Genomic DNA, 26,571 nt, shown 5'->3' with positions numbered 1-26,571 from the left:
TTGTGGCAGGTCTGTTTTTTTTGTTCCTCCACATGATAAAAATCACTTTCCTCTGCAAAGGATAGCGGTTACAATGTAATTGTTGTTAACGTAAACATTAAATTTAAGGAGAAGTAATCAAGGGTGATTCGACATGCAGGTATCGTATTATAGCGGTATCATTTGATATAAGTAGGTAACCTGCTATGCGTTATAGAATGCTATTACTGAATAGCAGCAAGATCGAATTCTTTTTTTTTGTTCACGTTAACAATTATTCAGAAACATGATTAAAGAAGGGACGAATAAGCCATGACCAAAGCATTTTTGGACGACAATTTTTTGTTGAGCAATCCAACCGCTGAAACTTTGTATCATCAGTATGCCAAGGATTTACCGATTATCGACTATCATTGTCATTTAAGTCCACAGGAGATTTACGAAAATAAAACGTTCAAAAACATTACAGAAGCATGGCTGTACGGAGATCATTACAAGTGGAGACTCATGCGGGCCAATGGAGTTGAGGAACGCCTGATTACCGGAGATGCGGAAGACTATGACAAATTTTTGGCTTGGGCCAAAACCGTACCTACACTGATTGGCAACCCGCTGTATCATTGGACGCATTTGGAGCTTCAGCGCTTTTTTGGTGTCCATGAGCTGCTGAACGAACAGAATGCGCCTGTGATTTGGGAAAAGGTGAACCAAAAGCTGCAAGGCAAGGGCTTTGGGGCACGTGATCTGATTGTGAATTCAAAGGTAACCGTTGTGTGCACTACCGATGATCCGACGGACCATCTCGAGTATCATAAGCAAATTAGCAAGCTGACGGATTTTCCAGTAGCTGTACTGCCAAGCTTCCGCCCTGACAAAGCACTGGAAATTAACCGTGAAACATTCCAGCCTTGGGTGGCTCGATTGGGTGAAGTGAGCGGACTGGATGTTTCCGGTCTGGAAGGATTTTTGAACGCGCTGGCGAGCCGGGTCCGTCACTTCCATGCTGCTGGAGGGCGGGTGTCCGATCATGCACTGGATACGGTCGTTTATGAAGAAACAACACGTGAGGAAGCGGCAGCGATATACAACAAGGCGCTGGAGGAAGGCCATGTGACTCCATTAGAAGAGGCGAAATACAAATCGTACGTCCTGGTATTCCTTGGGAAACAGTATGCAGAGCATGGCTGGGCTATGCAGTACCATATTCACGCACTGCGTAACAATAACACAGCCATGTTCCGCAGCTTGGGACCGGATACAGGCTATGATGCAGTGAATGACGGCTCCATCGCTCGTCCGCTGGCGGCATTGCTGGATGCACAGGAGCTGGCAGGAGGTCTGCCGCGAACAATTTTGTATTCACTCAACTCAGTTGATTATCCGGTGCTGGCAAGTCTTGCAGGCGGTTTCCAGTCTGGTGGAACACCTGGTAAAATCCAGTTTGGTACCGCTTGGTGGTATAACGACCATATCGAAGGCATGCTGGAGCAATTGAAGCTGCTCGCAAACTATGGCGTGCTGTCCCGCTTCATTGGTATGCTGACGGATTCCCGCAGCTTCCTGTCCTATACACGGCACGAATATTTCCGGCGGATACTCTGTGATTTGATCGGAACATGGGTACAGGAGGGCAAGGCACCTGAGGATATGGAGCTGCTCGGAGAAATGGTACAAAACATTAGCTACAATAATGCGAAGCAATATTTTAATTTCCCGACGGTTGTTCACAGCAAGTGATGATGTACAAGAGGAACTTGTAAATTCACATTTCAATAGATGCCCTTGCCGGGAGGCAATTCAAGCTCCGGGTAAGGGGGATTGAAAACAGAATACGTATCAAACAAGAATGTGAAAATAATTACAAAGATAGAGGAGTGAGCAGCTATGGGAGTGCCTATCGTTCAGGAGAGCATCCAAACTGACAACAAGACAGGTGAGCATATCAGCCTGAAAGAAAAGATTTCTTACGGTATGGGTGACTTTGGAAACGGCTTTATGTTTGATTTGGGGCAGTTGTACCTGTTGAAATTCTTTACGGATGTAGCAGGTGTTTCAGCGGGAGCAGCCGCAGGCATTTTTCTGGTCAGCAAGCTGTTTGCCGCCATTTGTGATCCTATTGTCGGGTCCTTTGTGGATTATCGCAAACATATCGGTCCGCGTGGGAAATTCAGACCCTTTCTCATTGTTGGAAGCGTTATCCTTGCTATTCTTACGGTTCTTACCTTTATTTCACCGAACATTTCACCAACAGGCAAGCTCATTTATGCCTATGCGTCCTATATGATCTGGGGAGTCGGTTACTCCATAGTGAATATTCCATATGGCTCACTAGGGGCGGCTATTACACAGGATACTATTCAACGGGCATCACTATCATCCTTCCGTCAGGCAGGCTCACTGGGCGCATTATTCGTAACCAGTGTCATTGTCATGCCGCTTATTTTACTGTTTCCTAACCATCATGTTGGATATCCAGTCGTGATGGGGATCATGTCACTCATTGGTGTGATCGCTTTCATCGTATGCTATCGGGGAACGAAGGAGCGTATTGTCAGTCAGTCGGGACCGAAGGAAAAACTTTCTTTTGGTGTGATCGTGCATACCTTTACGACCAATAAGCCTCTGCTGGTACTCGTGTTGATGACGATTTTCACCATATCCGCGTACAATATCAAGTCCGCGTTACTGATCTATTTTGCCGAATATAATTTGGGACATGTAGAATTAATGGCTTATATGAATTTTATTATAATCGGTTCATCGTTGCTGGGTGTATTGTTCCTGCCCAAGCTGGTGCGGCGCTTCGGTAAACGAAAAACAGCCATGCTTGGGATGCTGGTCAGTGTCATTGCCGACTCCATGAACTTCTTTATGCCTTCAAATGTATATATTTTCACCATTCTGGCCAGTATTTCGTTCATTGGTATTAGTATTCCTAACGGGGTTACCTGGGCCTTTGTCTCCGATATCATTGACTACGGCGAATGGTCATCCGGGGAGCGGAAGGAAGGGATTACCTACTCACTGTTTAACTTTTCACGCAAATTGGCTCAATCCTTGTCCGGCTTTCTGTCCGGTATCGGGCTGGCGTTTATCGGATATGTCCCGAATGTAGTTCAAACCTCTGGAACGCTGCTCGGAATCAAGGCGCTGCTGTGTCTCTATCCGGCTGTTGCCCTGCTCATTGCCATGCTGGTAATCGGTAAAATGTACAAGTTGACAGACAGCAGACACGCAGAAATGGTTCAAGAGCTACAGCGTCGACATGCTGATAACCGCGTATAATTTGTGAAAGTCTTCTTTTCCGGGCGGCTCTTGTGGTATGGTGGGTATATAATTTTTTAGAGCCTCAGTAAAGAAAGGATACGTATATGGCAGCTACCATTAAAGACATTGCCAAATTGGCGAATGTTTCCCATACGACCGTCTCCCGGGCGCTCAACAACAGCCCGCTGATCAAAGAAGATACTAAACGCAAAATTATGGAGCTGGCGGAGCAACTCAATTACATTCCGAATTTTAACGCCAAAAGCCTTGTTCTCCAGCGCTCGCATACAATTGGCCTGTTTTTCACCAGTATTTCGGAAGGCACTAGCTCCAGCTTTTTTGCGGATACTATCCGCGGGGTTAATCATGTCATCGGGGTGGATTACAATCTGTTTGTGCGAGGGATTGACGATTACGCCGATTTTTCGGCCATTCACCGCAAGCGTTTTGACGGCATTATCCTGATGAGTCAGAGCGAGGCAGACAACCCGTTTATTTATCATGTGCTCGGTCAGGGTATTCCGCTTGTGGTACTGAATCGACAGGTGTCCGGGGCAGGTATAGTGAATGTCATTTCCAACGATAAGGAAGGGTCTTACGCGGCCGTTTCCTTTCTCATTGAAAGCGGACATGAACGCATCGCGATCATTGAAGGGGTAGAAGGCTTTAAGTCCACCCAGCAACGGCGCGAAGGTTTTATGAATGCGCTGATTGACAGCGGCAAGCCGATTCGGCACGAATACATCGTGCATGGTCATTATGACACCGAAAGCGGAAGCCAGGCGATGAAGCAGTTGCTTTCCCTGGAGGAACCGCCGACGGCGGTGTTTTGTTCTAACGATGACATGGCTATCGGGGCGATAAACGCGGTATTCGAGCATGGCCTAAAAGTACCGGATGATATCTCTGTCATTGGCTTTGACGATATCGGCTTTTCGATGTATACGACCCCGCCGTTAACGACGGTCAAAAGACCGATTGAGCAGATTAGCGCGCGTGGAGCCGCATGTATTTTGGAACGAATTCAGTCACCGTCGAACGAGGGCGAGCTCATATTTATGGAAACTGCGCTCATGAAGCGGAAATCGACGGCAGACAGGTAGCGTTAAGCTTGATTTTATTGGAAAAAGGCAGGCCAAAAAGGGCAGGTTCAGTGCATGACGCGCTGTTCTTGCCCTTTGGTATTCAAATCTGTGCGAGTGCGGCGGCTTTCTATCTTAAAAGATTGGTTTTCGCCAGTTCAATAATTTCGTCACCGCGCCCGTTCAGCACAGCTTTCATCATCCACAGTGTAAAACCTTCAGCCTGTTTGAGATTAATCTTGGGTGGCATGGATAGCTCCTGACGGTTTACCACCACATCCACCACCACAGGACCATCGTGAGCCAATGCTTGTTGAATCGCGTCCTCCAGCATCGCCGGATCTTCGACTCGAATTCCCTTGAGACCCATAGCTTCCGCCACTGCGCCAAAATCAGGATTCACCAGCGTGGTGCCGTTTTCCAGAAAACCGGCTGCTTTCATTTCCAGCTCAACAAAACCGAGGGCGCCGTTATTGAAAACAATGACTTTTACAGGTAACTGTTGCTGTTTCAGGGTGAGGAGATCGCCCATCAGCATCGTCAATCCGCCATCGCCAGAGAGAGCAATCACTTGTCGGTCAGGCTCAGTGGCTTGTGCCCCAATCGCTTGCGGCAATGCACTTGCCATCGTTCCGTGATTGAAGGAGCCGATCAGTCGGCGCTGGCCGTTCATTTGTAAATAACGTGCTGCCCACACGGTAGGCGTACCCACATCACAGGTGAAAATGGCATTTTCATGTGCGGCATCACTGACTACCTTGGTGAGATATTGCGGATGGATCGGTGTATGACCGGGTTTACCAACCGCCAGTTCATCCAGTTCCTGACGCACCTTGGTATAGTGGGAGATGGTTTTTTCCAAATGCTTGGTATCATGTTTTGTCGTTAAAAGAGGAAGCAGCATTTCGAGTGTTGCTTTTACATCCCCGCACAGCCCATACGTTAAAGGAGTGCGTCTGCCGAGGTGGGCAGGCTCTATATCCACTTGCAGCACAACTGCATTTTCGGGATAAAACTGTCTGTAAGGAAAGTCTGTTCCGAGCATAAGCAAGACGTCACAATCCATCATCGCATGGTATCCGGAAGAATATCCGATCAGACCTGTCAAGCCTGCATAATAAGGATTGTTATACTCCAGGTATTCCTTGCCTCGAAGGGCAGCGACCATAGGGGATTTCAGCTTGTCGCACAATTGCATGAGCAACTCATGGGATTTAGCACAGCCGGAGCCGCATAACAAAGTGATTCGCTTACCTTCATTCAGGTACTCGGCCAGCCGGGAAATTTCCGAAGCTGACGGATGCACCACGGGTGCAGTGGGATGGTAGACATGTTCGGGAATAGGTGCCTTTTCCGCTGCTAAAGCTGCCACATCCCCAGGAAGAACAATGACGGAGACACCTGAACGTGAAACGGCCTGTTGTATAGCCATCGTAACGGTTCTTGGAATTTGTCGTGGAGTCGTAATGACTTCACAGAAGTGGCTGCATTCCCCGAAAAGATGCTCGGGATGTGTAGCCTGGAAATATTCGCTTCCAATTTCGTCGCTTGGAATGTGGGCCGCAATAGCGAGTACAGGTACCCGATTGCGGTGACAATCATATAATCCGTTAATAAGATGCAGATTTCCGGGACCACTGCTGCCAGCGCAAACTGCAATGCTGCCGCTAAGATCAGCATCTGCCCCGGCTGCAAAGGCAGCCACTTCTTCGTGCCGCACATGAATCCATTCAATTTGACCGTTGCTTCGAATGGAATCGACCATATTATTTAAAGAATCTCCAACGATACCATAAATTCGCTTGACCCCTGCATTGACTAAAACTTCTACAATAGTATCTGCGATTGTCTTCATAGATGTTCCTCCTGCCTAGTAAGTAATGTTATCCTGCCCGTGCTATCTTGCATCTATTCTAATTAGCCTTAACCGTCTTGGTTCAGATGCGAAACAGCGGGAAGATAATCATAGATCCGAAAAAGGTTGCATAGTTTATATGTTAACGTGTTCATATTATTGTCATTAATAATTTATAAAACCAAAAATATTGAGAAAACTATTTTGTTAACGTGTGCATTGTGATAAAATGTTGTTGAAATCATTAAGGTAATAATGGGAGGTTACTCCGGATGAAACAAGTAGATGAATTGGACCAATTAAACAGAAAAAGCTTTATCGTGACAGAACCGTATCCTGAAAGAGTGCTGCAATTCGGGGAAGGGAATTTCCTGCGTGCTTTTGTAGATTGGCAATTTGACAAAATGAATAAGCTGGCCGATTGGAATACGGGTGTTGTCATTGTACAGCCGCAGGCAGGAGGTCTCGTAGAGAAGCTTAATGAGCAGGATGGCCTGTACACGGTTATTCTCGAAGGGATGAAAGATGGGCAGGCCGTGAAGGAGCATACCGTTGTAGAATGCGTCACCCGCGGGCTTAACCCGTACGGCTCAGATTGGTCAGAATATGAGGCGTTGTCCCAAAAACCGGAGCTGCGCTTTGTCGTATCGAACACGACGGAGGCAGGAATCGCTTACGGACCGGAGGATCGGCTGGAAGATCGCCCGCAAAATAGCTTTCCAGGTAAGCTGGCTGCTTTGCTGTATAAGCGCTTTCAATTTTTCAATGGAGATCCAGGCAAGGGCCTGGTTATCATCCCATGCGAGCTGATCGACCGCAATGGAGATGCGCTCAAGGAAATTGTGTTGAAATATGCAGATCAGTGGAAACTTGGGGCTGAGTTTACAGCTTGGCTGGAGGAAGCGAATACGTTCTGCAACAGCCTTGTGGATCGGATTGTGCCGGGTTATCCCAAAGACCGGATCACAGAGATTCAAGCAGAGCTGGGTTACAAGGACAGCCTGGTCGTTGTCGGTGAACAGTATCACCTGTGGGTCATCGAAGGACCACAATGGCTCAAGGAAGAATTACCTGCTCATCTGGCTGGACTGAACGTACTGATCGTCGATGATATGGCACCATACCGTACACGCAAGGTGCGCATTTTGAACGGGGCACATACGGCGCTTACGCCTGTCGCTTATCTATATGGTTTGGATACGGTGGGGCAGGCGGTCGAGCATGATGTCGTGGGTGCTTTTATCCAGTCACTCATTCGAGAAGAAGTCATTCCAACGCTGGATTCGCCAGCAGCGGAATTGAATGTATACGCCGATGATGTTGTTGAACGGTTTCGTAATCCGTATGTGAGTCATTATGTCATGAGCATTGCACTCAATTCGATATCCAAGTTTAAGACACGTAATTTGCCTTCCCTGCTTCAATATGTGGAGCAGCATAAGGCATTACCTGCCAAAACGGTATTTTCGCTGGCGTCTTTATTCGTATTTTACCGTGGAAAGAGAGACGGCGAGCCGATTGCTTTGGCAGACGAAGCGGAAGTGTTGACCGCGTTTGGCGAGCTGTGGAGCGGATATGACGGAACACCTGCCGGAGCCAAGCAACTAACGGCGCAGATACTGGGCAAGCAGACCTGGTGGGGGCAAGACCTCAACCAGATTGCAGGATTGGCTGAACAGACGGCACAGCATGTGTATGAGATTACAAGCAGGGGAATGAAGGAGACGCTGGATTCTCTAACCGGGAACAGCGTGCCCAGAGCATAAGCAAGGAGGAGACTGGAATGCTGGAATTCATTCAAATTCATGATCAAGATAACGTGGCTGTCGCTTTGCGTGATTACAAGCAGGGTGAGACGTTGGCGTGGGGAGCACATGGAGAACAGCGCGTAGTGCTGGCTGAGGATGTGGCACGTGGGCACAAAATTGCGTTGCAGGACATTCCTGAAGGTGGAAATGTGCTGAAATACGGATATCCGATCGGTCATGCCATTCAGCCCATTCAGGCAGGGCAGCATGTGCATACGCATAATACAAAGACGAATCTGACGGGCGTGGAGGAGTACACTTACAAGCCTAAGCCAGCGCTTCATTTATATGAACAGGAGAGTCGTACGTTTCAGGGTTATCGGCGAAAGGACGGTCGCGTGGGGATTCGCAATGAGTTGTGGATTGTGCCAACGGTTGGTTGTGTGAACGGGATTGCCGAACTTATTTTAAATCGTTTCAAGCAGGAAGCGGGCGATATTTCGCCTTTTGAAAATGCACTTGTGCTCAAGCATAACTACGGCTGTTCCCAGTTGGGAGACGATCATGCACATACCCGCACGATTTTGATTGATGCAGTCAAGCATTCCAATGCGGGTGGCGTGCTGGTTCTTGGCTTAGGTTGCGAGAACAATGAAATGAAGGAGTTTAAGGAAGCCATCGGGGAATATGACCCGGAACGGGTGAAGTTTTTACTTTCCCAGGAAGTATCGGATGAAGTGGAGGAAGGGGTACGACTGCTTCATGAAATTTATGCGGCAGTACAGGAAGATCGGCGAGAGCCTGTACCTTTATCTGAGCTGAATATCGGCTTGAAATGCGGCGGCTCTGACGGCCTATCCGGTATTACCGCCAACCCGCTGCTCGGTCGGCTGTCGGATTATATGGCCGCGCAGGGCGGAACGACGGTACTGACTGAGGTACCGGAAATGTTCGGCGCGGAGACGATTCTTATGGAACGTGCGGCAGACGAGGAAGTATTCGGCAAAATCGTGCATCTGATTAACGATTTCAAGCAATATTTTCTGGATTACAAGCAGCCGGTATACGAAAATCCGTCGCCGGGCAACAAAGCAGGAGGCATCACGACACTGGAAGATAAATCGTTGGGTTGTACGCAAAAGTCCGGTTCTTCTACGGTCACCGATGTCATTCAGTACGGGGAGCGTCTCAAAACCAAGGGACTCAACCTACTCAGCGCACCGGGGAACGATCTGGTTGCTTCTTCGGCGCTTGCGGCAGCGGGCTGCCAGCTCGTTATTTTCACAACTGGACGCGGTACGCCTTTCGGTTCCTTCGTTCCGACGATGAAGGTTTCGACCAACTCGCCGCTGTATAAGGCCAAACCCCATTGGATCGACTACAACGCCGGTTCACTGGTGGAGGATGTTAGTATGGAGGATGCGCTCCGCAGCTTTGTGGATTACATTGTCGATGTAGCCAGTGGAACCTGGGTGAACAACGAGAAGAACAATTTCAGAGAGCTGGCTATTTTTAAAAATGGTGTTACGTTGTAAAGGATTACAACGAATGGGGAGGCGGAAGGATTCCGCTTCCTTTTTTGTGTTGGCGTGACCTGCTTCGGCATAATGCATAATTGGAATTTATTATCATAAAAAGCTTGCGGCATAGTTGATTTTATGATATAACTTAATTAAGTAATAATTACGTAATTAAGTTATTATATCATATCATGAACGGTATTCAGTTCATTCTTTTATTTTGCGAACTTCTATTTGGTGAATATGAAAAGTCGGACAAGGAGGTGGGGAGGGTGGATGATCTTGTTCACTCCGACATCACAGATTTAGACACACTTGTTAACATGATTAAGCTGTCATTTTCGTTTAACGACGGAGCCAATATGATTGCTTTATGTGATCATCTGTACGACCGTGCCAGCCAGAAGTATCAGGAGTTACAGTTCTACAAAGCGCACAAGAAATCCGTACAACCCATACATACCAAACGTCCACTAGTATATTACTATGGATACAGTCATCTGATGAAAGGAATGGCCTTTCAGAAACAGGGTAAATATGATGAAGCCCGAGATTGCATTGAAAAGTATGCGGAATTGGGCTGGTTTAATGGTCTTGATCCTCACGGGGAAGCGGAAGTCGAGTATTATCGCCATGCCGCCAAAGCCAATCTGTACGCCCTTGATATTTTGTCAGGTCGTTTTGAAGTGTTGCAGGAATACGTTCAATTTCTTCAGGACAATCCGGAAGAACTGTTACCGGGGCTTCTTTCCATTGTAGAGGGGGCATCCAGGCACGACTATCCTTTAGAGGCTGTGCTTGAACCCTTTGCTGAACAAATTGACGATTTCAAATATCTCGAAGAGCCTGTGAATGTGTCTTATTATTTTCGCTTTTGCTATCAATTGTCTCTCTACTACATCAAGCAGCAGCGGTTTACGGTTGCGCTGAACTATATTCTGCAATCCCTCATGCTGTCAGATACCCTGGGTATGGAACATGAGCATGAGTTCAGGAAGTGTACCGCGATATTTGAGATTTTCAGATCCCAAGCTACGGCAACACAGCAAGACCAATATATAACTATTTTAAAAGGAGTGTTAAAGGATGAAAAAATTGATTTCACAGCCTCTGTCGCTCAGTCTGTTTAGCTTGCTGGTGTTTGTTACAAGTCATGACCTCATTTCCGTGTTTTATCATGGAGCAAATCATTAATTGGACAGAAGTAAGTAGAAAAGAAGCTCTCTGACAACTAGATAAATGATGTATAAGTATGCCAAATAGCAAGCAAGCTCATTAGGAACCGGGCTTGCTTGCTATTTGGTGTTTCATGAATACTAAGCCGTAGTAGGCTTATGCAGAACACCCTGATCTGATGAATGCAATGAAATTTTCAACTGCTGGTAGGTCGGGAATGTTTCTTTCATTTGGTATGGACTGCTCTTTAAGGCCCCATCCAATGCTTGTAGCAAGGAGCTCACGAATTGCTCTGGAGAAAAGAAAATACTTTGTCCGACCATATGAACGTGAAGCTCGTTATGGTCACGGTTGCTCACTGACAAAAGCAATCCACGACCCTGGAAACCAGTGCCGATCGCTCGTACCTTGTTTATGCCCGAAAGCAGCATTTCCGTTTTCAACGCACGACCCTGTTCCTCTATAAACACGGAAATCAGGCGTTTATCCGTCACGATAATAATTTGGTTCCCCCGAAACGTATGGGTAAGATGCACAAAATCTTTATACACTCCAATTGCCTGCTCATCGGGAGAGATGATCCCCAAACGCACAAACTCTACTAACTCGGCAGCATCAGGCTCCTGATGATTTTTAATCCGTTTCTTGATACTAAATTGAATCGTGAGGATACACAAAATAGTTATGACAAAAGAAGTCAGTCGGGCATGAAACACGAAAAACATCAGAGCGGTAGAGATGCCTACTATCCATTGTGCCCAGGTGAGATAACGCAGCTTTTGTTGAACCGTAAGGCGATAGTACCAGTAGCCCTTTCCTGGCTGATATTCCGAAGTAAACCGGGTCATACCGCGCAACAGCCTTAAAGCATAAGCGGATAAAACCGTTATCCCCAGGGAAAGAATCGTCAAAAGCCATTCTTGAGCCGCAATGCCGACTAAAGTACACAGGCCAAACAAAATGATTCCCGCCCAGCAGGCTACCTTTTTAATCCGTATCTGTTTTTGAATCGAACGAACCAATTCTTCCATTCTTCTTAATCCTCCTGATCTAGATGTATAGGTAATGATTGGAATAATATATAGGCATATCGTACCATTGGATAGTCTTCTTCGTAAATCAATAGATTGTAAAAAATTCGCAACAGGCCAAAAATATTCTGCGACTCGGAATGCTGCTACCTGAACTTTAGACACCAAAATCAAAAAAATTGGTACTACTCATGAACAGCAGATGCCTCTAAAATAAGAAATGTAAGTGCTTACATTATAGAGGAGGGAGGTCTGTCGTATGCGTACAGAATGGAGGCCGCGACAACAGCCGCCGAGCCAACCCGGAAAAGGGAGAGCACTGGCTCGTAAATGGGTGCAACAAAGACATTTGCAGACCATGGCGCTGTTAGGTGTGGTATGGATGATTATTTTTCATTACATTCCGATGTACGGCATTCTGATTGCCTTCAAGCATTTTGACATCATTGGCACCATATCAAGCGCACCTTGGGCGGGATTGGAGCATTTTCGGGCCTTTCTGGAGGATGATAACTTTTGGTATGTTGTCAAAAATACGCTGGGCATCAGTCTGCTCAAGCTGGCAATCGGGTTCCCGTTGCCCATTTTATTTGCTTTGTTCCTGAATGAAATCCGGTCTACGCGGTTTAAAAAGTCCATTCAGACCATTTCGTATCTTCCTCATTTTTTATCATGGGTTATTCTTGGCGGGATCTTAACGACGTGGCTGGCAGATACCGGGATGATCAATCATCTGTTGCTGGCTTGGGGCTGGATCAACCAGCCGATCAGTTATTTGGCGGAGCCGAGCTACTTTTGGGCCATTGTCGTCAGCTCGGATATCTGGAAGGAGCTTGGATGGTCAGCCATTATTTATTTGGCAGCCATAGCGGGTGTATCGACGGATATGTATGAAGCGGCGACCATTGACGGAGCTGGACGGTTTCAGAAAATGTGGTACGTCACGCTTCCTGCGATCAAGGGCACGATATCCATTTTGTTTATTTTGGCGGTCAGCGGAATATTGAACTCTAACTTTGACCAGATTCTCGTATTACGTAACTCACTGAATGAAAGCGCAAGTAATGTTGTGGATATTTATGTATATCAGGTGGGCATACAGCAGGGGCGTTTCTCATATTCGACCGCAGTGGGGTTGCTGAAATCGGTTCTTGCTCTTATTTTGCTGCTGATCGCCAATTCGGTCACCAAGCGGATTAATAATACATCCCTATTCTAAAGGAGGACGGCTGCATGCAGCTATTGCAACGCAAAACGACAGGCGAAGCGATATTCGATGTCGTGAACAGCGTCTTCATGCTGATCATATGTTTTGTAACGTTGTATCCGGTGTGGTACGTGCTGGTGAACTCCTTTAACGAAGGAGCAGACGCCATGCGGGGCGGTATTTACTGGTGGCCGCGAGTATTCAGTCTGGGGAGCTATCAGGCCGTGTTTGCGAACAACGGTATTATGACTGCAATGGGGGTGACCATCGCCAAGACGGTAATCGGCACGATTGTACATGTGTTTTTTACCGCCATGATTGCATATGCATATTCCCGTAGGGAGCTGATTGGGCGCAAGCTGTATATGCTGATCGGTACGATAACCCTGTTTTTTGGCGGGGGATTGATTCCGACGTATTTGCTGATACGTGATCTCGGGCTGTTGGACAGCTTTTGGGTTTATATTATTCCGGCGATGTTCAGCTTTTTTGATCTTATAATTTTTATGGCTTTTTTCCAAGAGCTGCCGGATGCATTGGAGGAAGCGGCGAAAATAGACGGGGCGAACGATTTCAGTATCTTTTGCCGGATTGTGCTTCCCGTATCCATGCCCGTGGTAGCGACGATTGCGCTTTTTCATGGGGTGTACCAGTGGAACGATTATTTTACCGGAATGATCTATATCAATAATACGGACCTTCAGCCGATTCAGACGTATTTGTACCGGGTTGTTGCCCAATCCAGCTCTAATCAGATGATGTCTGCTGCACCGGGGATTGTTGCCCAGTCCGTCACTTCGCAGTCGATCAAGCTGGCGACGATGGTCGTGACGACACTACCGATTGTACTGGTATATCCTTTTCTGCAAAAATATTTCGTCAAGGGTCTGATGATCGGCTCGATCAAAGGATAGCACATCATCCAAGGGGGAGATTTATGATGAACATTCGCAAATGGCAGAAGGGGCTGCTGGCTGCCGTTCTGCTGGCGGGTTCGCTCGCGGCATGTACGTCCGGAGGAGGCGGAGCTGTCACGGAATTGAAGGACGAGAAGACAAAGGCTACGGCAGATGAGCCGGGATGGAAGGCGGATACCGAGCCGATTACGTTTGACTGGTATTTGAACTTTTCCTGGTTCCCGAACAAGTGGGGCACGGATGAGACCTCGAAGTATGTTACGCAGAAAACCGGGGTCAGCGTCAATTTTATCGTACCTGCAGGGAATGAAAATGAGAAGCTTAATACCATGCTGGCCTCGGGCAAGCTGCCTGATTTTGTGACGCTCGGTTGGGGAGAGGATGCAGTCAAAAAAATGATTGAGGGCAAAATGGTGCTTCCACTCAACAAGCTGGCTGAGAAATACGATCCGTATTTGATTAAAATGGCAGACCCGGCGAAAATGTCCTGGTATCAGCAACCGGACGGAAATGTATACGGCTATCCCAACGCTTCCTCTTCACCGCAGGATTATCAAAAATACGGGCAAAATTTTGTTTCTAACCAGACGTTTATGGTGCGGAAGGACATGTATGAGGCGATTGGTAAGCCGGATATGAGAACACCGGAAGGATTTTTGGAAGCGCTTCAAAAAGCGAAAGAGAAATTTCCTGATGTGAACGGTCAGCCGCTGATCCCGATAGGGTTTCACGAATTTACGGACAACGGGAATTACTCTTTTGAAGACTATTTACTCAATTTTCTAGCCATTCCTCATGAAAAGGACGGAAAGCTATACGACCGCCGTTCAGACGAAGAATATATTCGGTGGCTCAAAACCTTCCGTCAAGCGAATGAGCAGGGGCTGATCGCCAAGGATGTATTTATCGACAAGCGTCCGCAAATGGAGGAAAAGGTAGCACAGGGACGGTATTTTGCCATGCTGTATCAGCGCTCCGACTTTGCTGGACAACAGGCTACATTGTATGCGAAGGACCCGAACTCCGTCTATATCGCGGTCGATGGGCCCTCGAACAGCAAGCTGGATCCGCCTGCGCTGGCTGGACCGGGTATTTCTGGCTGGACGGTAACGCTCATTTCCAAGGATGTCAAAGACAAGGAGCGGGCTATTGAATTCCTGACCTATCTGATTAGCGAGGAAGGGAACCGTGACCTGTACCTCGGGGAGCAGGGGAAGCTGTGGGATACGGTTAACGGTAAGCCAGCCTTTAAGCCGGAGGTGCTGGAGCAGATGAACAAGGACCGCGCTGCTTTTGATAAAAAATATGGTGCTGCCTTCACCTTCTGGATGCTGATGGACACGAATATGAATTTGCAGTGGGCGCCGCCCAGCGTGGAGCCATACAAGCAGCCGGAGGATTGGACGAAGGGCAAGACGAAAGGCTTCTCCCAATACGACAACATCAAACCGACCGGAACATCGGCAGAGGGCATTGCGTCAGGACGGATAGATCAAATCTGGGGCAAGGCATTGCCAAAGCTGCTGCTGGCTTCCTCGGATGAGAAATTCGACCAATTGTTTGCCCGCTTTTTGGAAGATCGCAGAAAAGCCGGTTATGACAAGGTCATGGCTTATCAGCAAAAGGCCTATGAAGAAAACCTCAAGAAAATAGAGCAGTTCACCAAATGATCTGATTTATTGAACCGATAAGGATGTGATTTCATGCCAAGCCGCAGACGTTCACGAATAAGAAGACCGCTACTCCGCGAAGTATGGCGGTGGCTGACGGATACGGCGGATCGGCTTGGTGGCTGCTCTCTGCAAGTCAAGCTCATTGTCGCATATATCGCCGTTATTTTAATCCCGGTTGTATTATTCTCGCTATATACCTTTCACCAGCTATACGAGAACACCATGCAAGAGATTACCGCCCAAAATCAGTATGTGCTGGATACAGAGCTGGCCCATATTCACAGCAATATGGAAATTATGGAGCGAACCGCACAGCTTGCGATTTCAGATCGCAACGTACTCCGTTATTTGACTGAGGAACGTGAAATGAGCAGTGATGAGCTGGTGCAATTCAACATGAACGTGTTTCCGAATTTGCAGCATTTGCTGTACAGCAATCCCAATGTGGCGAATATTCGGCTGTATACGAGCAATCCACACGTACGCGAAATATGGCCGATGATTTTCAACGAGTCACGATTACCTATGGTTTCCTGGCTGAAAACAGCCCAACATCAGCGAGGAAAAATCTGGTGGGAAATGTATCAGGGACCGAAAAGCTTGCTTCGAGGGCAAGCACGACAGGAAAGCGAAACGGTGCAGTATATGGCTTTGCTGCGTGAAATTCAGGCTGCAGGAAGTGCTGGAGAAAGACACGCGGGCTTGGTGGAAACGAACATGAGGCTGGAGTTATTTTCGCCCAGAGTATTTGATACTCCGCAAGATAACCGTGCATCGTCACAAATGCTCATATGGGGCGGCAGCGATTCCAGCCCATGGAACAGCGGCAAGCTCATGTCTTTTAACGATATAGCGACAGCCTCCTCTCCATTCGATGCGCTTCCCATACCTGAGTCCGATTTGCGCCATCTGTTTCAGTCCCGCGTTCAGGGACCAGGTGGTGCTTTTGATTTTACTTATGAAAATAAGCCTTATCTCGGTCTGTACCGTTCTATAGAAGGGCTGGACGCTTATCTGCTAAACGTGGTAGCGCTGGACGGTTCGCTGGGTGATCTCCGTCAGAAGCGCAATGCTATGCTGCTTATTATTTGTGTGCTGATTTTGTTGATGTCACTTATTTCCTACACCTTGCACGCTTTTATCCTCAAACAGCTTCATACACTGCGGGAATCCATGAAGAAGGTACAGCAGGACGGAGACTTTCAGCTTCGGATTCCCGTGTATGGACAGGGAGAGGTGGCGGAGCTGGCCCTGTATTTCCGCAGTCTGCTGAGTCAGATTAACGGGCTTATTGCCGAGGCAGTACACAAGCAGGCTGCTGCTCAGGAGGCTGAATTGCAAGCACTCAAGCATCAAATTGATTCCCATTTTCTTTATAATACGCTGGAAAATTTAAAAATGATGGCAGAGCTGGAGCGTCAGTATCCGTTGTCGGATGCCTTGACCTCTCTTGGCTCGATGATGCGTTACAATCTCCAATGGTCCGGGCCATATGTTGCGCTGCGGGACGAAATTCGCCATATTCAGCATTATGTGGCTATTATGAACATTCGCCATGACAACCAAATTGGTCTGGAGGTTCATCTGCCGCCAGCGTATATGGAGCAGGAAGTGCTGAAAATGTCGCTACAGCCTGTGGTGGAAAATGCCATCAAGCACGGCTGGAGTGCATTACACAATGAAATGGTTGGATGGGAACAGCCTGAACGGACTTTCAGCATTACCATAGAAGCCTGCATGATGCAGGAACGATTTGAACTGCGCATTCGGGATAATGGAGCAGGGATACTTGAAGAGAGAAGACAAGACATTATGTCAGGTCTGGCACAAAAAGATATGGATTCTCGTGAGCCGGGAGTGAATGGAGGGATCGGTTTGCGCAATGTGCATCGTCGCCTGACTATGCATTATGGCGTCGGGTACGGCATCAGACTGGACAGCATCCTTGGACAATCGACGACAGTGACCCTGATTTTGCCCAGACGTCACATGATGAGAGGGGTGGACAATGGCGACCAGACTATTGATTGCGGATGACGAAAAGAACATTCGAATGGGCCTTCAGGCCATGATTGAACGGGAATTTTCCGGCTTATATGAATGTGCACTAGTCAAGGACGGAAGAGAGGCTTGGCAGCATGTACAGCACTATTCACCTGAGCTGGTCATTACGGATATCCGTATGCCTGTCATGGATGGCATTATGCTGATGCAGCATATCCGCGAGCTGGAGCCGGGACGCAGACCTATGGTAATCATTCTCAGTGGATATGATGAGTTCCAGTATGCAAGAGAAGCAATTCGCTGCGGAGCACGGGAGTATTTGCTCAAGCCGATTGTCAGGGAGGAGCTGTTCGGTGCGCTGACAACCTTGAACGAGGAATTGGAGCAGCACGCAGGTCAGGACAGACTGGAACAGAGGAACCCTATCATAAACGATAATATTGTCGGAGTGGAGAAGGATAGACGGGCCGGAAGCATGGATGGAGCTAGTGTCATCGCCGATAGAAGCGGTAGTATGACGCGAGCTATCCAATACATCCATGCTCATTACAGCGAGGATTTGAATATGGCGGTAGTATCCAATTCGGTATCGTTGAATTACACGTATTTTAGTCAGGCGTTCAAAGCCTGTACAGGCATGAGCTTTGTTCAATATGTAAAAAAATTGCGCATTGCAGAGGCCAAGAAACTGCTGGGGTGTCAAGGCGGCAAGATTTATGAAATTGCGGCTGCCGTAGGCTTTAACAATGCAAAGCATTTTAACAAGGTGTTTCGTGAGCTGGAAGGGATGACGCCGCAGCAGTTTCGAGTGAGGAAGCTTACGGGTAATTAGAAGTAAGGATGCGGAAAACTTCGCTGCCTTTTTACCCTTATCCTGATATAATGAAAATAAGTATAACCATGGCCTTCAAACAGAGATTTTATACACGAATCAGATGAATCGCCGGACGGAAGGGGAGAGCATATGGTTATTTATGAAACGGACCAAGCATATATGATGACGACGCAACATGACCATGCCCATATTTCAGGTGAGCTGGCTTCACAGTGGGAAGAAAGTGCTTTTAAGAATAGACGACATAAGCAGGATTTTGTATATGCAGCACGGGAACATGACCGAGGGTGGATTGAGTTGGACGCCGCTCCTTTCTGGAATGATCAGGTGTCTGCCCCCTATACGTTTATTGATTTTCCACTCAATCCACGTTTTGTGTTCTATCGTCTCGGAATTGATGAAGTCGAGCAAGTGAATTCCTATGCGGCACTGCTGTGTAGCCTGATGTACAAGGAACTCGTCGGACGGACCGAGCATAAGGATGCTCAGGACAAGCAAGTGACGCGTGCTTATCAGGTGGCGGAGGAACAGCGTCGGCACAGGCTCAAACAGGAGATGTCATTTGGTGTAACCTTTGACCATCAGGTGCGGACGGATGTACGCAGAATGTTGTTCTGCGACGAATTGAGTCTGTTTCTGTGCAGCCGTGAGCCGGGTACACCTGCTGCAGATTATGAATGGTTTGCTGACGGATTGAGCTTTCCGGCGGTTCGCCATGAATGTGGGCGAGTCCGTGCCGAGTGGCTGTCGGATCAGGCTGTGGGCCTTTCCTTTTTCCCTTTTAATGGAAAGGTGGGAATAACTCATACCTTCAAGAAAGTAGATAAAGAGCAAATTCGTATAGCAGGTCTTTTACACGCCTACCGATCCTCCGAATGGATGCATCGAACCTTTACGGTCGAACATATTATGGAAGTAGAAGAACATCAGGAGAATGCCTGACCATCTTCAAATACTGCTTCGAACGGGCATTGTGTTCGTGGACGCAGAGGAAGTCAGAGCAAAGCCTCCCTGAATGCCTATTCAGAGAGGCTTTCTTTTTCTTAATTTAAAGCTTTACGATGTCCTTGCGCGGTTGATCAGGGTCTGTGCCTTGTTCAATACTTTATCACGCGCTCCTTTATTTTTCATCAGATACGCAACACCCATTCCCAATGCAGCTACCACCCATTTTTTATTCTTCATGATTCATGCCTCCTTATGCTCATGTTGTCATACACAAACGATTTAAAATCATCCAAAATGTGAAATGATGAACGGGATTTCACGATTTAGTGCTTCATTGCGCCCGTTCCGCATAACTATGATTTTACCCTTTCCATCAAATCTTACCCGTTCCTTCGGCTATGAAACGATTACGACTGCCTATTCACGTTTAATGGATATTACCAAGTATCCTGCCGCAATTGCTTCAGATGCACATGACAGGGAGGTCTTTGTTATGAGAAAGAAGGAAGTAGTTGCCATGCTGCTCGCTGGCGGACAAGGCAAAAGACTCAAAGGACTGACCCGTACACTTGCCAAACCGGCTGTATTTTTTGGAGGAACCTACCGCATCATTGATTTTCCCCTCAGCAATTGCACTCATTCCGGTATTGATACCGTGGGCGTGCTGACCCAATATGAACCGCTGGTGCTTCATTCCTATATCGGTATCGGCAGCGACTGGGATTTGGACCGACTGGACGGAGGAGTTTTCGTTTTGCCACCCCACGAAAAGGAGAATGGAAACAATTGGTATAGAGGTACGGCGGATGCTATTTATCGGAACCTCCATTTTTTGGATCAATATGACCCGGAGCATGTACTCATTTTGTCTGGAGATCACATTTATAAAATGGATTACAGTCGCATGCTCGATTATCACAAGGAAAAGGGAGCAGACTGCACCATTTCCGTAATCGACGTCACAATTCAGGAAGCCAAACGTTTCGGGATTCTGAACGCCGATGATGATCTGAAAATATACGACTTTGAGGAAAAGCCGGAACAGCCAAAAAGCACGCTGGCCTCCATGGGCATTTATTTGTTCAAATGGGAGGTGCTGCGCCGATATCTGCTGGAGAGCGCGAGTGATTCTGAATCCTCGCATGATTTTGGCAAGGATATCATTCCGTTGCTGCTCCAGCACGGGCGGTCGCTGTATGCGTATCCGTTTGCCGGGTACTGGAAGGATGTAGGCACGATTCAGAGCTTGTGGGAGTCCAACATGGATCTGCTTGCTCAAGACCCGCCTCTGGATCTGAACGACCCTTTCTGGCGCATCTATACCCGTAGCCCCAATCAACCGGCCCAGTATATAACCCAACGGGCGATTCTGAAAAACAGCATCGTGAATGAAGGCTGCGTGGTGGACGGAGAGGTCAGGCATTCCGTGCTATTTTACGGAGTTGAGGTAGGAGAAGGGAGTGTTATTACCGATTCTGTCATTATGCCAAACGTCAAAATTGGTCGCAATGTTCGCGTTCACCGGGCCATCGTGAGCGAAAACATAATTATTGAAGACAACGCGGTCATCGGATCTGAGGGCAGTTCGGATGAAATTGTTTTGTTCGATCAGGAAAGCCAGCTTCATGCACGAATATAACCCGGATAAGGACGGTGTCCGCTATGAGCCGACTCATTGGAGTCATCAACCTGGATCACGAACTGGATCAGTTGAAGGAGTTGACCTATTTCCGGTGCGGGGCCGCAGTACCCTTTGCCAGTCGATATCGGCTCATTGATTTTACCTTATCTAACATGATGCATGCAGGGGTGCATGATATTGCACTGTTCATCCGTCGCAAATACCGTTCGCTTTTGGATCATCTGGGTGAAGGACGGCCTTGGGATCTGGACCGCAGACGGGGCGGATTGTTCATTTTACCACCGGACTGGAATGATCCGACGGATGCATCACTTGGAGATTTGCAGCATGTACACAACAATCTGGACTTTTTTCATCGTTCATCGGGTCAGACCATTGTTCACGCCGGAACGCAGCATGTCAATAAGGTTGATATTGAGGATGTATACCGTTACCATCGGGAGAAGAACGCGGACGTCACCCTTGTGTACAAAGCAATAGATCAGCTCGAATCTGAGCACGCTCCCTGTGTTCGACTGGAGATTGATGAGGACGGACGGGTGACGGGCATTCATCAGGAGCAGGATCATCATAATATTTATCTGGAAATTTTCGTCATGGACAAAAGCCTGTATCTTGATCAGGTGAAGCATTGCATTGCTCATCAGGATAACCATTTTTTCCGGGATGCCATTCAGAAAAACCCTAGTGGTCTGCGCATTTATGCATATCCCTATGAAGGCTATCATGCCGTGATTAATTCCATTGAGAGTTACTATAAAAACAGCATGAAGCTGCTGGATCAGCAGCAATATCAAGCGCTGTTCCAGAATCAGCCGGTGCATACGAAAATCAAATATGAAGCTCCAACCCGTTATACGGACACTGCCGAGGTGGATCATTCGCTTATCGCCAACGGCTGCACGATTGGGGGCAAGGTGGAGAACAGCATCCTTTTTCGCGGGGTACGGGTGGAGGAGGGCGCACGGGTAAGCAACTCGATCATTATGCAAAAATGTGTCATCCGTAAAGGCGCAGTGGTGGAGAATGTGATTTTGGATAAGGATGTGCAGCTTTCACCGGATCGTACCCTGATTGGAGACGCCAGAGTACCCTATGTCATTGCCAAAAATAGCGTGATTTAAAGATATAATTCAGCATTTAAAACGGAAATAACAGGAGGTCACACCTTTGTTCAGCAATAAAGAAGCATTTAAGCAGGCTTTTCGAGAGCAACTGGTCGGAAGGCTGGGCAAGACGATGCAGGAAGCCCAGGCGGAAGACATATACAAGGTTTTGGGCGGTATGATCCGCGAACAAGTCGGCAGAAATTGGGCGGAAACGAACCAAGCCTATAAAGAAGGACAAGAGAAGCAGGTCTATTACTTTTCACTGGAATTTTTGATAGGCCGTCTGCTGGGCAGCAATTTGCTGAATTTGGGCGTGCTGGATATGGTCCGGCAGGCACTGGGAGAGCTGGGCTGGGATCTGGAAGAGATTGAAGAACAGGAGGCAGACGCGGGGCTGGGCAATGGCGGTCTCGGCCGTCTGGCGGCTTGCTTCATGGATTCGCTGGCATCCCTTGGCTATGCAGGACATGGCTGCGGCATCCGTTACAAGTATGGCCTGTTCGAGCAGCGTATTGTGGACGGAAACCAGGTGGAGCTGCCTGATTACTGGCTGCAAAAAGGAAACGTCTGGGAGGAGCGCCGCCCCGACAAGAAGGTCGAGGTTCAGTTCTGGGGACGTGTGGAAACTCGGGAGGAGAACGGTCGTCTTGTATTCGAGACGCAGGATGCCGAAACGGTCTGGGCAGTTCCGTACGATATTCCGCTTGTGGGCTACGGACATGCGCAGGTGAATACGTTGCGGATCTGGAGCGCGGAATCAGCACTCGACCCTGTCCGAGGGCCGATTCGAGGCGAGGGCGGTTACTACCGCTTTCTCGACTATAATCGCTCGGTGGAATCCATTTCGTCGTTCCTGTACCCGGATGATTCGAATTATGAGGGCAAGCTGCTTCGCTTGAAGCAGCAGTATTTCCTCTGCTCGGCCGGCTTGCAAAGTATTTTGCGGACGTTTGAGAAGCTTCGGTTGCCCTACAGCCAGTTGCCTGACAAAATAGCGCTGCATATTAACGATACACATCCGACGCTCGTAATACCGGAGCTTATGCGTATTTTGATGGACGTGAAGGGCTTGGGCTGGGATGAAGCGTGGGATATTACGACGCGGACGGTTTCGTATACGAATCATACGATATTGAGCGAGGCGCTGGAGCAATGGCCTATCAATATGGTGCGGGAGTTGCTTCCGCGAGTTTCTCTTATCATTGAAGAGATTAACAAGCGTTATTGTGCAATGCTGCTGGAGCGTTATCCGGGACAGGACATCAAAATTGGTGAAATGGCGATTATTCACGGTGAGCAAATTCGCATGGCCCATCTGGCGATTGTCGGCAGCTACAGCGTTAACGGAGTGGCTGCGCTGCACACGCAAATTTTAAAGGAGCGGGAAATGAAGCCGTTTCACGAGCTGTACCCCGGCCGCTTTAACAATAAAACGAACGGAATTGCCCATCGCCGCTGGCTCATGCACGCGAATCCCGAGCTGGCAAGCTTGTATGATGAAACGATAGGCACACGCTGGAGAACCCGTCCACGCGAGCTGATCGATCTGCTTCGTTACAGCAGGGACGAGTCGTTCAAGGAGCGGATACAGGCGATTAAGCGAAGTAATAAAGTCAGGCTCGCTGAGCATGTTTTTGCTAAACAGGGCGTGCGACTGGATACGTCCTCGATTTTTGATGTACAGGTCAAACGATTGCATGGATACAAGCGACAACTGCTTAATATTTTACATGTGATGCATGTTTACAACCAGCTCAAGCATAATCCTTCTCTGGATGTGGTACCGCGTACGTTTATTTTTGGGGCTAAAGCTGCTCCCGGCTATTATCTTGCCAAGCAAACGATTAAGCTCATTAACAACGTGGCGGACACGATCAATCGGGATGTGGATGTCAGGGACAAGCTGAAAGTCGTTTTTCTGGAAAATTATTCGGTTTCACTGGCCGAGCTGATTATTCCTGCGGCGGATGTCAGCGAGCAGATTTCCACAGCAGGTAAGGAAGCCTCAGGCACCGGGAACATGAAATTTATGATGAATGGTGCACTCACCCTAGGCACGCTGGATGGAGCCAATGTAGAAATGCATGAAATGGTGGGCGACGCCAATATGTTCATTTTCGGACTGAAGGTGGATCAAATCGAGGCGTATTACCGGGACGGACAATATTCAGCACGCAAAACAGCCAACAGTGACGAAAGATTGCGTGAAGTGCTGGATCAACTGGTGAACGACGCTCCTTTTACGCGGCATGAACGGGAGTTTGAGGCTATTTATCAATCCCTGATTGATCATAATGATGAATACTTTGTGCTCAAGGACTTTGCCGCATATGTAGATACTCAGGTGCAGATCGAGCAGGTGTACCGGAATCCGTCCGAGTGGACGCAGCGTGCCATTGTAAACATGGCGCATGCTGGTAAATTTTCCAGTGATTGCACTATTCAGCAGTACGCGGCGGATATTTGGGACATTATACCTCTCCAAAACGAAGTCAACAAGCGAATCTTGTCCTAAAACAGCGAAACAGGCGGAATGGCATTGCTTTTCGAACGCTGAGGGTTATAATGACAGTATAGACATAAGTAAGGATGGGAGGCTGTATAACCTCATTCCTGAACTTGAATTGTACTGTTAAAGGAGTCCTCCTATTGATAAAGCTCAATCCGAACAGGCTCAAATCTAAACAATCAAAGAAGAAATATAATGTGCTTCAAAATATATGGCGGGCGATTCGTCTGAATTTCATCAAGCTGTTGCGTGCGCCGGGTGGAGTGAAGAAAATATCTCTGGGCTTTGCCATCGGCTTCGCTCTGGAGATGATTGTCATCTCCACGGCTTCACTGGTGTATCTCGTGTTTTACCCGGTTGTTCGGTTGTCCGGCGGTTCGCTGCCTGCGGCAATTGTGGGCAACGTTGTAGGTAAGCTGACCTTTTTGCCGATTGTGCTGATGCCGTTCGCCAAGCAACTGGGAGCTTGGGTTTATCCGTCCCATTACCCGGTCCATGTCCGGGGAGGTCGGCTTCACGAGCATTCCTTTATGGAGCTGTTTCATGGAAACTGGTCTGTATTCAGAGACCTGCTACATGGAGGATTGCATATTCTGATCGGCATGTCGATTTTTGGCGTGGTCCTAGGGATTATTTCGTATTTTGTCATTCAATTTCTGTATAACCGTTCACTGCACAAACGGCTGGAAAAGCGGAAACTGCGTCACGGCGCAGCCTTTTCAGGGGCCAGATTATTAAAAAACGGATAATGTAGCGATGAAGAAGCTCCTTAAGCCTATGAACTAGGCCTGAGGGGCTTTTTTGGTTTGTTTGTGATGGGGGAGGAATGACATGAATGTGTTCGCCATGATCATGGCTAGTGAACGAGGAACGGAACCACACAGTACCGACAGTATCAGCTTAGCTATATCGTTGGCTATCAGAACGGTGAGTTGAAGATTGTAAGTGGTAAGGCTATTTTACAAAAAGCTCGCCCTGTTCTTTAGAGAGAACAGGGCGAGCTTTCAGGGTTTAACGCTTTGTTAAAAATAAATTATTGAATCGGTTTCAATGATTGAACCTCGGATTTAGATAATCCGCTCGCTTTGGCAATAACTTCAATCTCAATACCTAAAGATAGCATGTTCCTTGCGATTTCAACAGCTTTTTTGCGCTCGCCTTTAGTCAGTCCTTCTTCCAAACCTTTAGCCAAACCTTCTTCTAGCCCTTTTTTTAGCCCCTTTTCCGTGGCCCACTCAATCATAGAGGCTTCGTCATGAAGGTATTTTTGACGTTCCTCGTACAAACGCCGCGCTTCCCGATCCTGGCTTAGGAACTCCAGTGTATCCATCGCTTTTTTTAAAGTTGGTTCATTCACAGTTAGCACCCCCCAGTTGGATTTGTCAGCCCCTTTCAAAAAGAGTAGCCAATTAATTAAGCCACCTTCCACTGGAACGGACGTGTCATTTACCTTCGATAATTCCATAAAATGAACCTCAAGGTCATCACTAAGCTCAATTCCCGTGTGATCCTCACGTAAATGAAACACATTGTGATATCGATCATTCGGCAGAAAGGAATAGTTTAGAATATTGATAGTGACACATTTTTTGAGTTCTTTGTACGTTTGTCGCTCTTGTAACTGACCCGAATATCTTTTGCTCCAATAAAACAGGGTTCGTTTTTCAATATCATATTTATTAAATAGCTGCATTTCCACGTTAATATGCTTGCCTGTCGCCGTTTTTGCCCAAATGTCAAAAATGGATTGCTTGTCAAGTGGAGCATCTTTATCCGTATAAGGATTCAGCAAAATGATTTAAGTTAATGGCGACTCACCTGACTCCGCGAAAGTACGGTTAAGAAAAGTCAAGAGTACATCTTTATTGTCTTCACTGCCAAAAATACGTTTAAACACAAAGTCATTTCGGGGGTCCAGTAGCTCGCTCATTCGAGATCATCTCCATTCCCATTTATTATATCATGTACCCCGCATATTATTGAAGGTGAGCTTGTGAGTATGCACACAATAATTGGCTTCATTCGCTCGAATCGTTTACAATACGTGTGCATACAACACTGGACTACAG

The 26,571-nt window shown here is 47.5% G+C and carries 19 protein-coding genes and 1 pseudogene; 16 read left to right on the top strand and 4 right to left on the bottom strand.

Annotation, left to right across the window (positions count from 1 at the left end):
* Window positions 1-291: 291 nt before the first annotated feature.
* The 3 genes from uxaC (at window position 292) to ACQ4MX_RS02740 (ending at window position 4,349) form a co-directional block, all read left to right on the top strand.
* Complete coding sequence (gene uxaC / locus ACQ4MX_RS02750) at window positions 292-1,716, top strand: glucuronate isomerase (RefSeq protein ID WP_431089222.1); 1,425 nt, start codon at window positions 292-294, stop codon at window positions 1,714-1,716.
* Between the two features lie 147 nt (window positions 1,717-1,863).
* On the top strand, window positions 1,864-3,264 hold the full coding sequence (locus ACQ4MX_RS02745) for an MFS transporter (protein ID WP_431089220.1): 1,401 nt from the start codon (window positions 1,864-1,866) through the stop codon (window positions 3,262-3,264).
* Window positions 3,265-3,350: 86 nt separating this feature from the next.
* Complete coding sequence (locus ACQ4MX_RS02740) at window positions 3,351-4,349, top strand: LacI family DNA-binding transcriptional regulator (RefSeq protein WP_192510453.1); 999 nt, start codon at window positions 3,351-3,353, stop codon at window positions 4,347-4,349.
* A 109-nt stretch (window positions 4,350-4,458) separates the two neighbouring features.
* Here the strand turns inward: ACQ4MX_RS02740 and poxB are convergent, their stop codons facing one another.
* Entirely contained in the window at window positions 4,459-6,183 is a 1,725-nt protein-coding gene (poxB, locus tag ACQ4MX_RS02735; RefSeq protein WP_431089218.1) for a ubiquinone-dependent pyruvate dehydrogenase, read from the bottom strand.
* Between the two features lie 272 nt (window positions 6,184-6,455).
* On the opposite strand from poxB, the gene ACQ4MX_RS02730 reads away from it, so the two are divergent.
* The 3 genes from ACQ4MX_RS02730 (at window position 6,456) to ACQ4MX_RS02720 (ending at window position 10,581) form a co-directional block, all read left to right on the top strand.
* The gene (locus tag ACQ4MX_RS02730) at window positions 6,456-7,949 is read left to right on the top strand and encodes a tagaturonate reductase (RefSeq protein WP_431089217.1); all 1,494 of its coding nucleotides are present in this window, start codon (window positions 6,456-6,458) and stop codon (window positions 7,947-7,949) included.
* A 17-nt stretch (window positions 7,950-7,966) separates the two neighbouring features.
* On the top strand, window positions 7,967-9,466 hold the full coding sequence (locus ACQ4MX_RS02725) for a UxaA family hydrolase (RefSeq protein WP_431089216.1): 1,500 nt from the start codon (window positions 7,967-7,969) through the stop codon (window positions 9,464-9,466).
* Between the two features lie 257 nt (window positions 9,467-9,723).
* Complete coding sequence (locus tag ACQ4MX_RS02720) at window positions 9,724-10,581, top strand: DNA-binding protein (protein WP_134909919.1); 858 nt, start codon at window positions 9,724-9,726, stop codon at window positions 10,579-10,581.
* Window positions 10,582-10,767: 186 nt separating this feature from the next.
* On the opposite strand, the gene ACQ4MX_RS02715 is transcribed toward ACQ4MX_RS02720, so the two are convergent.
* Entirely contained in the window at window positions 10,768-11,658 is an 891-nt protein-coding gene (locus tag ACQ4MX_RS02715) for a hypothetical protein (protein ID WP_431089215.1), read from the bottom strand.
* A 259-nt stretch (window positions 11,659-11,917) separates the two neighbouring features.
* Between ACQ4MX_RS02715 and ACQ4MX_RS02710 the strand changes: the two genes are divergently transcribed.
* The 6 genes from ACQ4MX_RS02710 (at window position 11,918) to ACQ4MX_RS02685 (ending at window position 19,236) form a co-directional block, all read left to right on the top strand.
* Window positions 11,918-12,877, top strand: coding sequence for an ABC transporter permease (locus tag ACQ4MX_RS02710; RefSeq protein WP_431089213.1), 960 nt, complete (start codon window positions 11,918-11,920; stop codon window positions 12,875-12,877).
* Window positions 12,878-12,891: 14 nt separating this feature from the next.
* Complete coding sequence (locus ACQ4MX_RS02705; protein WP_431089212.1) at window positions 12,892-13,779, top strand: carbohydrate ABC transporter permease; 888 nt, start codon at window positions 12,892-12,894, stop codon at window positions 13,777-13,779.
* A gap of 26 nt (window positions 13,780-13,805) precedes the next feature.
* Complete coding sequence (locus ACQ4MX_RS02700; protein ID WP_431091240.1) at window positions 13,806-15,452, top strand: extracellular solute-binding protein; 1,647 nt, start codon at window positions 13,806-13,808, stop codon at window positions 15,450-15,452.
* 33 nt (window positions 15,453-15,485) lie between these two features.
* The gene (locus ACQ4MX_RS02695; RefSeq protein ID WP_431089210.1) at window positions 15,486-17,492 is read left to right on the top strand and encodes a sensor histidine kinase; all 2,007 of its coding nucleotides are present in this window, start codon (window positions 15,486-15,488) and stop codon (window positions 17,490-17,492) included.
* Window positions 17,464-18,291, top strand: a complete 828-nt coding sequence (locus tag ACQ4MX_RS02690) for a response regulator transcription factor (protein ID WP_431089209.1) — start codon at window positions 17,464-17,466, stop codon at window positions 18,289-18,291. Before ACQ4MX_RS02695 ends, ACQ4MX_RS02690 begins: the two co-directional genes overlap by 29 nt.
* A gap of 132 nt (window positions 18,292-18,423) precedes the next feature.
* On the top strand, window positions 18,424-19,236 hold the full coding sequence (locus ACQ4MX_RS02685) for a DUF3891 family protein (protein ID WP_431089208.1): 813 nt from the start codon (window positions 18,424-18,426) through the stop codon (window positions 19,234-19,236).
* Between the two features lie 114 nt (window positions 19,237-19,350).
* Here ACQ4MX_RS02685 and ACQ4MX_RS02680 read toward each other — a convergent pair whose 3' ends face one another.
* The gene (locus ACQ4MX_RS02680; RefSeq protein ID WP_431089206.1) at window positions 19,351-19,479 is read right to left on the bottom strand and encodes a hypothetical protein; all 129 of its coding nucleotides are present in this window, start codon (window positions 19,477-19,479) and stop codon (window positions 19,351-19,353) included.
* A gap of 256 nt (window positions 19,480-19,735) precedes the next feature.
* On the opposite strand from ACQ4MX_RS02680, the gene ACQ4MX_RS02675 reads away from it, so the two are divergent.
* The 4 genes from ACQ4MX_RS02675 (at window position 19,736) to ACQ4MX_RS02660 (ending at window position 25,251) form a co-directional block, all read left to right on the top strand.
* Window positions 19,736-20,881: a glucose-1-phosphate adenylyltransferase gene (locus tag ACQ4MX_RS02675; RefSeq protein WP_431089204.1), complete on the top strand. Its 1,146-nt coding sequence runs from the start codon at window positions 19,736-19,738 to the stop codon at window positions 20,879-20,881.
* A gap of 23 nt (window positions 20,882-20,904) precedes the next feature.
* Window positions 20,905-22,008 (top strand): glucose-1-phosphate adenylyltransferase subunit GlgD, encoded by a 1,104-nt coding sequence (gene glgD, locus ACQ4MX_RS02670; protein WP_025685562.1) that lies wholly within the window; start codon window positions 20,905-20,907, stop codon window positions 22,006-22,008.
* Window positions 22,009-22,054: 46 nt separating this feature from the next.
* On the top strand, window positions 22,055-24,508 hold the full coding sequence (locus ACQ4MX_RS02665; protein WP_431089202.1) for a glycogen/starch/alpha-glucan phosphorylase: 2,454 nt from the start codon (window positions 22,055-22,057) through the stop codon (window positions 24,506-24,508).
* Window positions 24,509-24,642: 134 nt separating this feature from the next.
* On the top strand, window positions 24,643-25,251 hold the full coding sequence (locus tag ACQ4MX_RS02660; protein ID WP_431089200.1) for a DUF2062 domain-containing protein: 609 nt from the start codon (window positions 24,643-24,645) through the stop codon (window positions 25,249-25,251).
* A gap of 284 nt (window positions 25,252-25,535) precedes the next feature.
* On the opposite strand, the pseudogene ACQ4MX_RS02655 reads toward ACQ4MX_RS02660, so the two are convergent.
* A pseudogene (locus ACQ4MX_RS02655) lies at window positions 25,536-26,432 on the bottom strand (Rpn family recombination-promoting nuclease/putative transposase).
* Window positions 26,433-26,571 lie beyond the last annotated feature (139 nt).

The sequence above is a fragment of the Paenibacillus sp. 8b26 genome (genome assembly GCF_050626875.1).
Lineage (GTDB): Bacteria > Bacillota > Bacilli > Paenibacillales > Paenibacillaceae > Paenibacillus.
The sequence above is the reverse complement of the archived record's forward strand: the minus strand, read 5'-3'. Positions and strand labels throughout refer to the sequence as shown.